We start from the raw sequence: 12,823 nt of genomic DNA on the forward strand, positions 1-12,823 counted from the left end.
CGCGCACCTCAGTAGCCGGTCATTTCCAGATAGCCGATACCCCGATTCTCGCCGCTTTCGGCATCGTAGGCGATCACTTCGCCCTCCCAGTAGGATACGCTGGTGTCCATCCAGCGCTCGGCGTGGGGCGCCTCGACGATCATATCTAACCCGGCGCGAGGGATCTCCAGGCGCCAGCGGGTCGGTACCTCGTGCCCTGCCACGCGCTGGGTGGCCAGCGGCGTCATGGCGATCTCGTCCGGGGCCAGCGCGGTGGGCTCGCCCTCGGGGTCGATCCAGGTGCCGGAGCGGTAGTCGCCGCCATCGGCGCCACCACCGCGCAGTTGGAAAACCATCAGTTTGTGGCCGCTCTCCAGATGCAGCGAGAACCAATCCCAGCCCTGCTGTTCGGGCCCCAGCAGTTGGCTACTCCATTCGCGGTCGAGCCAGCCGCGCCCGCTCACCACGCGGGTCTCGCCGTCCAGGGTGGCCTCGCCCTCCACGCGCCAGAACGGCTGGCTGTAGTAGAGCGAACCCTGGCCGTCGGTGGATTTCTGGCTGAAGCCCGCCACGCCGTGCAGCACCAGCGGCCCCTCGGCGACCAGAGTCAGGTCATAGCCGAAGCCGCCGTGCTCGTCATCCTGGTGAGCCGTCAGCGTGAGCTCGGCGAAGGTGTCGCTTTCGTCATGTTCGACACGGCTGGCCAACTGCCAGTGGTCGATCCAGGCGCGGAAGGGTTCGGCCACCGCGCCCGCCTGGCCGTCGTCCTGCCCGGAATGGCTGCGGGCGAAGCGCTCCGCCACCCGGTGGGTCTCTCCCTGTGAGACCGCCATGTGCGCCATCCACAGCTGGTCGGCGGCCCAGGGGGCGGAGTCGGGGCGTTCGTCAGGAGAAGTGAGCGCCTGACGGAACAGGGTCCACTGCAGGCCCAGCGGCTCGCCGCGTTCGTCCTCGAGGTTGGCGGTGAGGTACCACCACTCGATGCGGTAGTCCGGGTGGGCGGCGTGGTCCTCGGGGAAACTCAGGCGGATGCCCTCTTGGGCCTGGGAGAAGTCGCCGGCTTCCTGACCCAGCCCGGCGAAACCGGCGGTCTCGCCGGGTGGCGGCTCCTCGCTGCAGCCCGCGAGCCAGAGCGCGACCAGCAGCGCTGATAGAGTGCTGCAACGGATCATGTGGACTCCTCCGCCAGCAAGGCTCGGGGCGGCGTGCGCCACAGCTTCACTGCCGGCAGCGCTGCCGCCACCAGGGCCACGCCCACCGCAGTGGCCAGCGTCAGTGCCATCTCGCCGGGGAAGACGTACAGCGGCAGGCGCCAGCCGAAGGCCGCCACGTTGATCACCGCCACCAGCCCCCGTGCCAGCAGCGTGCCCAGTGGCAGTGCCAGGGCACCGACCACGAAGGCAGAACCGCCGAGCTGCGCCAGCTGAACCGTCACCAGCCGCTGGCGCGGCACGCCGAGCGCCCACAGCGGTGCCAACTGAAGGCGACGCTCCCGGGCCTGGGCCAGCAGGCTCGCCAGCAGCGCCAAGGCGGCTACCGCCAGGGTCAGCGCGGAGAGCGCTCGGGTGATGGTGAAGGTGCGCTCGAAGATGCCGGTGGCGATGCGCTTCACCTCGCGCTGGTCCACCAGCTCGTCGCCGCCGATGGCGAAGTGCTGGCGCAAGCCTGCTCGCAGCGCGGCTTCGTCGCCGCCCGGGGCCAGCACGATACCGATGGAGCCCGGCGGGGCGGCGAAGCGGCTGGCAAGCTCCGGCGTGGCCAGCAGCACTTCGCCACGGGTATTGCCGTAGTCGGGGTAAACGGCGGCCACCGGTAGAATCGCTTCTCTACCCGGCGCCGACAGGGTGATGCGGTCGCCCGGGGCGAGCCCCTCGGCGATGGCGAGCTGCTCGTTGACGAAGGCCGCCTCGCCCGCGGCGAAGGCCTGCCAGGCTTCGTCGCGGCCGGCCCGGGTCGCCAGCAGTGGCCAGCTCGGCAACAGCGACGCGCCGGGGGTGATGCCATAGACACCTACCGGCAGGGCTCGTTCGTGCGCGTCAGTGCCTCGTTCCACGGCCACCAGCGTGGCCTCGCTGCGGCGGGTGGGTAGCAGCTCGACGACCTCGCTGTGTTCGGCCAGCCAGGTGTAGATGTCGTCGTGCTGCTCGGTGGGTGGGCGCAGGTAGAAGTCCGCCACTAGGCGCTGGTCGAGCCAGTCGAGAAAGGTCAGGCGAAAGCCGCCGACCATGCTGCTCACGCCCAGGTTGGCGGAGAGCGCGATCAGCAGCGCCATCATCGCCAGCGCCAGTCGCGGCAGTTGCAGCTGCAGATCGGCCAGCGCCCACTGGGCCAAGGGGCGGCGATGCAGCAGGTGAGCCAGCCCGGCCAGCAGCAGGGCGATCAGCGGCGGCAGCCACAGCGCGCTGGCCAGCAGCAGCGCGGCGACCAGGCCGAAGCCGGCCAGCAGCCCCTCACCCGGCGGCTGCCAGGCGAGCCACAGCCACAGGGCCAGGCCGCCCAGGGCCACGATGCCACCCGCCATGCCCATGAACCGCAGCTGACGATGAAAGCCGCTGCGCCAGGCCTGGGCCTGGCCCAGGCCCAGCACGCTCAAGCGGGCCGCTCGCCACAGCACGCCGCTGCCGGCCAGCAGCAGCCCGCCCAGGGTTACGGCGAGCCCGCCGAGCCAGTAGTGCCACGGTAGGTTGAGGGTGACCGCCACGTCGGCGCCGTAGAGGCTGCCCAAGGTGGCCGCCACGTCGGGCTGCAGTACCCGGGCCAGCCACACACCGCTGACGATGCCGGCCAGGGCGCCGATGATGCCCAGCAGTAACAATTCCAGGGCGAGCAGGCCGACCAGCCCGCGCCCTGACACCCCCAGGGCGCGCAGCGTTCGCAAGAGCCCCAGACGCTGCTCCAGGGCCAGGCCCAGCGCCGCCTGCACGATGAACAGCCCCACCGCTAGGGCCAGCAGCGCCATGGCGGTGAGGTTGAGGTGGAAACTCTCGGTCAACTGACCGGGTGAGACCAGCGTGGCCGCCCGGGTCAGTACCAGCCCCTCGGGGGCCTGCGCGAGCGCCTCAGGGGCGGTGACCAGGCGGGTGAGGCGCTCGCCGCTGTCGAGCAGCGATGCGGCGGCGGCGATGTCCATCACCAAGGTATCGGGAGGCAGCATGGGGGCCAGAGTCAGTGGCGGCAGCCGGGCCTCGACCAGGCCGGCCAGACGCGGCTCGGCGCCAGGGGCATCGCGGTGGCTCACCCCCAGCGCCGGCAGGGTATCCGGGGCGACGCGGGTTTGCCACGGAGGGGTGAGAAAGTCGGTGAGTTCACCTGGGCTTGAAGATGTGTTACCCGCCGTGGCGAAGGGGGCATCGCCGGGCAGGGTGAAGGGCTCGATGCCGATCACCGTCAGTTGGGTACCGTCCGGCGCCTCCAGTGTGCCCTCCAACAGCGGCGAAACGGGTAAGCCGGCGCGGCGCAGGCGCAGGTAGTCGTCGCGGGTCAGTGGCTCGCCGTCGCGGCGCTCCAGGCGGTCGAGCCCGGTGGTGAACAGCGCCTCGGCGCGGGCGTAGCTATCGCGGGCCGAGGCGTTGATCGCTTGTACGCCGCTCCACAGGGCGCTGGCCACCCACAGCCCAAGCAGCAGCATGGCGAGCTGGCCGGGGTGACGCTTGTAGTGGGAGAGCAGGGTGGCGAAGGCGGTCAGCATCAGCGGCGGCTCGGCTCCGGTTCCGTGGACCCCGATTCCGTGAGCCCCGATTCGGAGAGAGAATCCAGTCGGCCGTGGGTGAGGCGCAGGCAGCGATCCAGCGGTGCCGCCACCTGGGCGCTGTGAGTCACCATCAGCAGGGCGCTGCCGGCCTCGCGCACCAGTTCCAGCAGCAGGGCCAGCACCTCGCCGGCGGTGGTCTCGTCGAGGTTGCCGGTGGGTTCGTCGGCCAGCAGCAGGGCGGGGCGTGGCGCCAACGCGCGGCCGATGGTCAGGCGCTGCTGCTGGCCGCCGGAGAGCTGCTCGGGGTAGCGCCGTTCCAGGCCGGCCAGGCCCAGCCGCTCAATCAGATGCGATGACCACTCGGGCGTTTCGCGCCTGGCCAGCCGCGCTTGCAGACGCAGGTTGTCGCGCACGTTCAGGCTCGGCACCAGGTGGAACTGCTGAAACACCAGGCCCAGGGTGTCGCGGCGTAGCCGGGCGCGGGACGGTTCGTCCAGCGCGGAGATCGAGCGGTCGGCAAGGAGCACCTCGCCGCTGTCCGGCAGGTCGAGTCCCGCCGCCAGGTGCAGCAGGGTCGACTTGCCGCTGCCGGACTCGCCCATCAGCGCCAGGCTCTCGCCGCCGCGCAGATCGAGATCGACGCCCTCCAGCACTGCAAGCGGCCCCTGGGGCGTGGCGTAGGTCTTGTGAACCTGGCGGAATTCGAGCATGGCGGCTCCCGTCGACATTGCAGCGATGATGCCAGGGTTGCAGAGTATCCAACCAAGGCAGCGAGTAACTTACCATGAGCTCGCGGCCCGATGTCGCCAGGCCGAAGCCGGAGGGAGGCGAGCGTGACCGTCACGGTATCCATGCATTTCGTCAACGAGCTGTTCCGCGGGGTGCCCGAGAGCGAGGCGGCCCGCGAAGGTTATCTCGCTCGTGCAGGCATTTCGCCGTTCCTGCTCACTGCGCCCCATGGGCGGGTGACCGTGGAGCAGTTCGCTACGCTCTACCGGCTGCTGGTCAACGCGTATGACGACGAGACGCCGGGCTTCTTCGCCCGGCCGCTGCGCAGCGGCACGCTCAAGCTACTGTGCCTGAGCGTGCTGGAGGCGCCCACGCTGAAGGTGGCACTGCATCGCTACACGCTGTTCTTCCGCATCGTGCTGGATGACTTCGGCTATGAGTCTCGCGTCGAGGACGGGCTGGCGCGGGTGGCGCTGGTGGAGCACCGTCCGCCCGCGGGCAGCCGCATCCTGGTGCACGAGCTGATGCTCAAGTTGTTCCACGGTATCGCTTCGTGGATGGTCGCACGCAAGATCCCTCCGGTGATGATGGAGTGCGCCTACGCGCAGCCATCCCACAGCGCTGACTATCTCTACTTCTATCCGGGCAAGGTGAGCTTCGAGCGCGAGCAGACCGCCATCTACTTCGATGCCGCCCTGCTCGAGCAGCCGATCCGCCAGACCAAGAAGCACCTGGGCGCCTTCCTGCGCCGGGCGCCGGCCGACTGGTTCTACGTCTCCTTCGAGGATCGCGTGGTGTCGCATCGAGTGCGCGAGCACCTGGCGCGCCATCTGGCCACCTCAGGTTCGGTGCATGACGTGGCTCGGGCGCTGCACATGTCGGTGCGCACGCTGTCGCGGCGGCTGGCCACCGAGGGCACTCACTTCCAGGCGGTGAAGGACGAGTTTCGGCGCGACTTCGCCATCCAGGCCCTGACCCGCAGCGAGCGGCCGCTGCTAGCCATCGCCGACGAGCTGGGTTTTCAGGACCTGGCCTGCTTCAGCCGTGCCTTCAAGGGCTGGACGGGCAACTCGCCCGCCGCTTACCGGCGGGCGAGTACAAGGCTGCCCCAGAGCGCCTGAACCCGCGCCGTCAGGCCGGCTCGACCTTGGCCTGATCCCGTGCCAGCTCCTCGCGCCGGGTCATGCGGCGATAGAACAGCGTGGCGATAGTGGAGTTGATAACGATGAACAGCGAGTACATCACCGGCATCAGCAGGGCCAGCTGCTGGGTTTCATCGGCGAAGGTCATGATCACGATCAGCGCCGCCAGCGGACCGTTCTGAATGCCGGTTTCCAACGACACTGTTCTGGCTTTCTGCGGATTCAGCCGCAGCGCGCGGGAGAACAGGTAGCCGAAGGTGAAGCCGATCAGGCCGATCAGAATGACGGCGACATAGACCTCCCAGCCGGTCTCGACCAGCAGGCGCCAATTCCTGGGTACCCAGGTGACCACCAGGAAGAGGATGACGATCGCCCCGAGGATGCCCCCCATCAGCTCGATGACGGCGCCGACGTTGGAGTTCCTGCGCCGCAGCCACATGCCGATGAGGGTAGGGATCAGCAGCACGAAGAGCAGCCGGGCGATTTGGTCCGGCGGTATGCGGAAGGCGTCGTCGATGCCCTGGGTGTAGAGCTCCATCAGCAGCGGCACCATGATGAAACCGGCCAGGGTGGAGCAGATGGTCATCATGATGCTCAAGCTGAGCAGGCTCTTCGAGAAATAGGCGAAGATGTTGGACGTGGTGCCGCCGGGCATGCAACCCACCAGTATCAGGCCCACCGTTTGTTCGGGGGTCAGGTTCAGTACCCGCGACAGCAGGAAGGCGATCAACGGCATCAGCATGTACTGGGAGGCGAACCCCACACCGACGGCCTGCGGGTGGCGCATGGCCAGCCTGAAGTCCTTGAAGGTCAGCGACGACCCCATGCCGAACATGATGATCACCATCATGAGGGAGAGCAGGGTCTCTTCCAATGGGCTCAGCATTCGTTATGCTCCAGCATTTGTTGTTATCAGATCCGTTACGCGACCGATGAGGGGGTACCGCCAGTGGCGGCGGCTCGCACTTCCTTGCGCAGTACCTTGCCGACGGGGGTCTTGGGCAGCTCGTCCCAGAACACCACCTTTTTCGGCACCTTGTAGCCGGCAAGCTCCTGCTTGCAGTGGGCGATGACATCCTTCTCGCTGATGCCTTCTTCGCGCAGCACCACATAGGCATGCACGGCCTCTCCGGTCTGGGCGTCGGCAACGCCGATCACCGCTGATTCCTGTACCTGGGGAATACGGGCGATGCAGTCTTCGACTTCATTGGGGTAGACGTTGAAACCGCTGACCAGAATCATGTCCTTCTTGCGGTCGACGATGCGGAAACGGCCGTCTTCGCTCATGACACCAATATCGCCGGTGTAGAACCAGCCATCCTTGAGAGCGTTGGCGGTCTCCTCGGGGCGGTTCCAGTAGCCCTTCATCACCTGCGGCCCACGCACGATGATTTCTCCCGGTTCACCTACCGCTACCGGCTCGTCCTGATTATCGACGATGCGCACGTCGGTATCCGGAGCGGGTATGCCGATGGAGTCCGGGCGCTCCTGGCCAATGGGGTTGAAGCAGATCACGGGGGAGGTTTCCGTCAGGCCGTAGCCTTCGACGATGGGGCTGCCCACCACGCTGTGCCAGCGCTCGGCGACCGCCTTGTGCAGTGCGGTGCCGCCGGCCAGCGCCACCTTCATGGAGCGGGGCGGATAGACGGTAAACCATTCTTCGTTCAGCAGGGCGTTGTAAAGCGTGTTGACGCCCGAGATCCAGGAGATGTCGTAGTTGTCGAAGGCGCGCTGGCAGTTCTGGATCGGCCGTGGATTGGGCACTAGAATGTTGTGCGCGCCCTTGTGGTAAAAGGCCAGCAGGTTCACGGTGAAGGCAAAGATGTGGTAGATCGGCAGCGCCGTCAGGATGCATTCCTTGCCGGGCTCGATGTGACTGCCGGCCACCGAGTCGACCTGCTCCAGGTTGCTGATCAGGTTGCCATGGGTCAGCTCGGCGCCCTTGCTGACCCCGGTGGTGCCGCCCGTGTATTGCAGCAAGGCGGTATCCGCACGGGTCAGATGCTGCCAATACGCGCGAACATCGATGCCGGCGGTCTTCGCCTGGCGCCCTTTCGTCAGGGCCTGATCGATGCTCTCGACATCCAGCCGGTGCTTGGGAATCACCCGGTTCCAATACTTGAGCACCAGTTGCAAGACCCCTTTCACCATGGGCGGGAACCACTGGGCAATGGAGGTGACCACCACCTGCTTGATCCCCGTCTGCTCGATGATCGCCTCCAGCTTGTCGACGAACATGTCGACGATGACCAGGGCCTGGGCGCCGCTGTCGTTGAACTGATGCGCCATCTCTCGCTTGGTGTAGAGCGGATTGACGTTCACCAGGATGCAGCCGGCCTTGAGAATACCGAAGGCCACCACGGGCAGCGTCAGGCAGTTGGGCATCTGCACGGCCACGCGGGTGCCGGCTTCCAATTGGAGACATTCGCGCAGGTAAACGGCGAAGGCATCCGACATCTCTTCCACTTCGGCGTAGGTCAGGCGGCCGTTCATGCCGTTGGGCATGCAGGTGGTGAAGGCGAGTTGCTGGCTGTAGGTCTGCCCGGCCGCCTGGATGAGTGCCGGCAGGCTATCATGAAGGTGATGGCTGGCGGCGGCTTCACCGGTGTCAGGGCGGACGGCAAGGTAATGGCTCATCCAGGGTTTGTTATCGTAATACTGAACGTTCGACATGAATGGCCTCTCGTGGGTGGTCTGGCTGCTGCGCAGGGCAGTCGCTCCTGCTCTGAATACAGCGACTCAGACCTTTTTTATTACCTTCGTACAGTATTCAGCTCTGCTGCAATGCGATATGGATATATTGAACGTTTAGAAAGAATCGCACAGATGTCCGGAAATCGGAAAGGCTGAACTCTCACGAGGCAACACCTCGTTGTTAGATACCAATAGAAAGCGGTAGTAGGTACGTCATCCTGCCGAGCCGGTTTGATAGTTAGCGGACGAATTAACCTGAAGCGCCTTTTCGAAACGCATACGGTGATTTGCCGGTCCAGCGCTTGAAGGCCCTGCGGAAATTCGCGCTGTCGCTGAAGCCCAGCCTCGCCGCGATATCTTCAGTACTCATTTTCGTTGCCTGAAGGTACTCGGCTGCCAACGTGCAGCGAGCATCATCCAGGATTTCCCGATAGCTCGTTCCCTCTGCGTCCAGCTTTCTTCTCAGGGTACGTGTGGTGATGCAGAGCAGATTGGCGACGGCCTCCATGCTGGGAAAGCTGTTCGGCGACATCATCAGGATCTGATAGACCTCCCCTGTGATTCCTGAAGAAATCTTGGTTTGGCCGAGGAGTTGGTTGCAGGTCTCCTGGAGTAGTTTGATGGAGAGCTGGTTACCCAGAAGGGGCGACTGATCGAGAATTTCCTTGGGATAGTGGATCTCGCTCGTCTCTTGGTCGAAGTAGCAATCGCAGCACAGGTACCTTTCATGAATTTCCGTGATGTCGGTTCCCGGATAGGAAAGCAGAGCTTTCATCGGCGTCAAGCTAGGACCCACTGCGTCACGGATGTGAATGACGTTCTGAGCCAACTGTTGCTGTATCAAGAAATTTCGTGTCTTGGTATTGGTAATGTAAGAGTAGGCTTCCCTGAACTCGAAAATGGCTGCCTCTTCAGTTTCACGCCAGGTCATATGCATTGTCGGCGTGGCCAACGGATGATATTTCACACCGAAATTGAAATAGTCTCTTATAGTCGGACTCGTGAGCAAGGCGTAACCGTACATGCCGTAAGCGGTCAAATGTAGCCTGGCGGCCGTTTCAAACGGGGTCGAAAGGTTGGCGCCTGCCTCGATGACGTTGGTGCAGGCATCGATGTACTGCTTTATCGAGACCAGTGTGGCGGGGTCCGTGAGCGCTTCCTGACTCAAGCCCAGGCCCCTCAGTACCTCCTCGGCCGGAATGCCTTGTTCTGCCACAGCTCCCACCAAAGCGGCAATTTTGTACGGAGCATAAATTTTTTGATTCAAGAGGTTGGATTGAAAACCGGGCATGTAGAGCCTCGTCAAGAATGTCCGAAAAAGACCTCATGAAGACCGGTTTCGACCTTCCGCTAGCCTAGAATACCTTTGTAGAGTAGCCCCAGACAATATGGCTCCCCAGCTCTGCAAAACGGGCTTGCCGCGAAGTGCCTTGAGGTGGGAGGTGTTGTCGCCGCTCGTTAACGGGCGCCTTCTTGTGCATGTATGCCAAGGAGGAATCTGAAAACAACTATTAGATTTCTCAAAAATCAGCCTGTTGGCTGAGTTTTCGAAGGAAAATAAAATGAAATACCAGCACGCTATTCTTACCGCCAGTTTTGCTATCCTGACCTCCCTTGGCACTAGCGCTCAAGCCCAGCAAAGCTGGACCATGACCTCCACCTGGCCAGACAGCATCGATGCAGTCAAGATCGATCGACACTGGGCCGAATTGGTTAATAAGCTGGCCGGTAATGAACTGCAAATTGAGTTTTTTGCCGGTGGAACACTCATGCCAGGTACGGAGGTGTTCGACGCCACCGAGACCGGTAGTATCGAGGCGGCTGGCGACTGGCCCGGCTACTGGGCCGGCCGCAACCCCGCCTTCTCGCCGCTGGCCACCACGACCAGCCTGTTCAACGCCGTCGACTACCTGAACTGGATCCAGCAATGGGGAGGCCGGGAACTCTATCAGGAGATATACGGACAATTTGGCTTGGTTTACCTTCCTTATGGAATATTGAATAACGAATCCGGCTTCATGGGCCGTACTCCTATTAAGAGCCTGGCCGACCTGGACGGCAAGCGCCTACGTATTGCTGGCCGTGATCAAGGGCGTGTCTTGGAACAACTGGGCGGCTCCCAAGTGACGCTTGCCGGCGGTGAGGTTTACCAGGCCATCGAACGTGGCGTGGTCGATGCTGCTGAGTTCTCTGCTCCGGGCATTGACTATAGTGTCGGTTTGGCTGAAGTTGCGGATTACTGGGCCACACCGGGATGGCATCAATCAGCCACGGTGTTCGGCGTGATGATCAACCAGGATGCTTGGGATGCGCTCTCCGAGGAAACCCAGGAGAAGCTGAAGATCGCCGCCGATGCCACCATGGCCTGGTCGCTGGCCTGGTCCGAGCGCCAGTCGACCGAGGGTACGGTCAAGTTCCGGGAAGCCGGGGTAGAGATCTCCACCTACGGCGCAGAGGATATGGCGCGTATCCAGGAAATCACCAACGAGGTGATCGTGCGCGGTGCCTGCGAGCACCCGGACCATGCCAAGGTCTACCACTCCATGATTAGCTACCTGCAGCACTACGCCAACTGGCGTGATGTTTCCGTGCCCTACAACATGAGCCGCAGTTTCGACAACCTGCCCGACCTCGAAGCCATCGAAGCCTGTCTGTAAGGCGCTCCTCACGTCGCCCCGGTGCCTGGCCGGGGCGTTTCAGTCCTGAGGTCGGAGACTTGACCCATGAATGCGATTGCCAAGGCGATCGACACGCTCAACGAGGTGTTCGGGCGAGTCATCGCACCGCTGATCGCCATCATCACCCTGGTGGTGCTCTACGATATTGCCCTGCGCCTGTTCACCGGGCGACCGAGCGACTGGGCCTTCGACATCACCAAGATGCTGTTCGGCGCCCATTTCATGCTGATGGCCGCCTACGCGCTGCGCCATCATGCCCACGTCGAGGTCGATGTGCTCAAGCGCCTGTTGTCGCGCAAGAAGCAGGCAGTACTCGACCTGCTCGGTTACCTGATCTTCTTCGTCCCCTTCATCTGGATGATGTTGACGCTGGGCTGGAGCTTCTTCATGCGCTCCTACAGCCGTGGTGAAACCACCTATGGTGTGGTCTCCATTCCCGTTTATCCCGTGAAGGGGGTGATCGTGCTGGCGGCGGCGCTGATCCTGCTGCAGGCCCTTGCCATCGTCATCCGCGCCGTTCGTCAGCTCCGGGAGGAAGCCGCATGAACCTGAGTCCGGAAATGCTGACCCTGGTGATGTTCGGCGGCCTGCTCGTCGGGCTGTTCATGGGCCATCCGCTGGCCTTCGTACTGGGCGGCGTCGCCGTCGTCGGCGCCTATCTGGGGCCGGGCGAGCGTGTGCTCGGCACCATCATCAACAATATTTATGGCAACGCCATGGACAACTACGTCCTGGTGGCCATCCCCCTGTTCGTGCTGATGGCGCGCTTCCTCAACGACTCAGGCGTCACCGAGAAGATGTTCGAGGCGATGCGCCTGCTACTGGCCAATCTCCGCGGCGGCCTGGCGCTGACCGTGGTCATCGTCTCGGTGCTGCTCGCCGCCACCACCGGCATCGTCGGCGCCTCGATCGCGGTGATGGGCATGATCGCCCTCGCGCCCATGCTCAAGTATGGCTACAACAAGGAACTCAGCACCGGTGTGATCATGGCCAGCGGCTGCCTGGGCATCCTGATCCCACCCAGCATCATGCTGATCCTGATGGCGAGCTATTCGCCGGTGTCGGTGGGGGCGCTGTTCGCCGGCGCGCTGGTGCCGGGACTGCTGCTCGGCGCCATGTACGCCCTCTACGTGCTGGTGATCTGCCTGGTCAAGCCGGCCTATGGTCCGCCGGTACCCGCCGAGGAGCGGGCCAACGTCTCCACCGGCGAACTGCTGGCCATGCTGGCCAAGTACGTGCTGCCGCCAATGACCCTGATCCTCGGTGTGCTCGGTGCGCTGTTCACCGGCATCGCCACCGCCACCGAGGCCTCGGCCATTGGCGTGGGGATCGCCTTCCTGCTGTTCCTGATCTTCGGTGACCGCAAGCTCACCACCTGCTTCAGGACACTGATCGATGCCAGCAAGACCACCGCCATGGTGATGCTGGTGCTGGTCGGCGCCACCGCCTTCACCGGGGTGTTCTCCCGCGGCGGGGGCATGACGGTGATCAGCGAACTGGTCATGGCGATGCCCGGCGGTACCACCGGGGCACTGATCCTGATGCTGTTCCTGGTCTTCCTCCTGGGCATGTTCCTCGACTGGACCGGCATCGTGCTGCTCAGCTTCCCGATCATGCTGCCGATCGTCGCCGACATGGGGGTCGACGTGCTGTGGTTCGTGGTGATGGTGGCGGTGGTGCTGCAGACCTCCTTCCTCACCCCGCCGTTCGGCTATGCGCTGTTCTACCTCAAGGGCGTGGCGCCCAAGGGGGTCGAGATCATCGACCTCTACAAGGCGGTGATTCCCTTCTGCGCGCTGATCGTGCTGGCCTGCCTGCTGATGGCGTTCTTCCCCGTGCTGATTACCGGTCTGCCTTCCTTGTTGATGGACAGATGAATCAGATCGGTCCTGAGATGAAATGGAGTAAAA

General features: G+C 63.8%; 10 protein-coding genes. 4 read left to right on the plus strand and 6 right to left on the minus strand.

Annotation, left to right across the window (positions count from 1 at the left end; genetic code table 11):
- Positions 1-8: 8 nt before the first annotated feature.
- The 3 genes from HOP51_RS16315 to HOP51_RS16325 are packed head-to-tail and all read right to left on the minus strand — an operon-like array spanning position 9 to position 4,380.
- Entirely contained in the window at positions 9-1,151 is a 1,143-nt protein-coding gene (locus HOP51_RS16315) for a lipocalin-like domain-containing protein (RefSeq protein ID WP_234274975.1), read from the minus strand.
- The gene (locus HOP51_RS16320) at positions 1,148-3,667 is read right to left on the minus strand and encodes an ABC transporter permease (protein ID WP_234274976.1); all 2,520 of its coding nucleotides are present in this window, start codon (positions 3,665-3,667) and stop codon (positions 1,148-1,150) included. The genes HOP51_RS16315 and HOP51_RS16320 overlap by 4 nt, the downstream gene beginning before the upstream one ends.
- Positions 3,667-4,380, minus strand: coding sequence for an ABC transporter ATP-binding protein (locus HOP51_RS16325; protein ID WP_234274977.1), 714 nt, complete (start codon positions 4,378-4,380; stop codon positions 3,667-3,669). Before HOP51_RS16325 ends, HOP51_RS16320 begins: the two co-directional genes overlap by 1 nt.
- A gap of 123 nt (positions 4,381-4,503) precedes the next feature.
- Here HOP51_RS16325 and HOP51_RS16330 point away from each other — a divergent pair, with 123 nt between their 5' ends.
- Positions 4,504-5,520, plus strand: coding sequence for an AraC family transcriptional regulator (locus HOP51_RS16330; RefSeq protein WP_234274978.1), 1,017 nt, complete (start codon positions 4,504-4,506; stop codon positions 5,518-5,520).
- Between the two features lie 10 nt (positions 5,521-5,530).
- On the opposite strand, the gene HOP51_RS16335 is transcribed toward HOP51_RS16330, so the two are convergent.
- The 3 genes from HOP51_RS16335 to HOP51_RS16345 form a co-directional block, all read right to left on the minus strand.
- The gene (locus HOP51_RS16335; RefSeq protein WP_234274979.1) at positions 5,531-6,427 is read right to left on the minus strand and encodes a bile acid:sodium symporter family protein; all 897 of its coding nucleotides are present in this window, start codon (positions 6,425-6,427) and stop codon (positions 5,531-5,533) included.
- Positions 6,428-6,462: 35 nt separating this feature from the next.
- Positions 6,463-8,214 (minus strand): AMP-binding protein, encoded by a 1,752-nt coding sequence (locus HOP51_RS16340; RefSeq protein WP_234274980.1) that lies wholly within the window; start codon positions 8,212-8,214, stop codon positions 6,463-6,465.
- Positions 8,215-8,485: 271 nt separating this feature from the next.
- The gene (locus HOP51_RS16345; RefSeq protein WP_234274981.1) at positions 8,486-9,526 is read right to left on the minus strand and encodes an AraC family transcriptional regulator; all 1,041 of its coding nucleotides are present in this window, start codon (positions 9,524-9,526) and stop codon (positions 8,486-8,488) included.
- 271 nt (positions 9,527-9,797) lie between these two features.
- Between HOP51_RS16345 and dctP the strand changes: the two genes are divergently transcribed.
- The 3 genes from dctP (at position 9,798) to HOP51_RS16360 (ending at position 12,790) form a co-directional block, all read left to right on the plus strand.
- A complete protein-coding gene (dctP, locus tag HOP51_RS16350) occupies positions 9,798-10,892 on the plus strand; it encodes a TRAP transporter substrate-binding protein DctP (protein ID WP_234274982.1) in 1,095 nt (364 codons plus the stop codon).
- Positions 10,893-10,958: 66 nt separating this feature from the next.
- The gene (locus HOP51_RS16355) at positions 10,959-11,459 is read left to right on the plus strand and encodes a TRAP transporter small permease subunit (protein ID WP_234274983.1); all 501 of its coding nucleotides are present in this window, start codon (positions 10,959-10,961) and stop codon (positions 11,457-11,459) included.
- Positions 11,456-12,790 (plus strand): TRAP transporter large permease, encoded by a 1,335-nt coding sequence (locus HOP51_RS16360; RefSeq protein ID WP_234274984.1) that lies wholly within the window; start codon positions 11,456-11,458, stop codon positions 12,788-12,790. Before HOP51_RS16355 ends, HOP51_RS16360 begins: the two co-directional genes overlap by 4 nt.
- Positions 12,791-12,823: the final 33 nt, after the last annotated feature.

It is taken from the genome of Billgrantia zhangzhouensis, assembly GCF_021404465.1.
Taxonomy (GTDB): Bacteria; Pseudomonadota; Gammaproteobacteria; order Pseudomonadales; family Halomonadaceae; genus Halomonas; species Halomonas zhangzhouensis.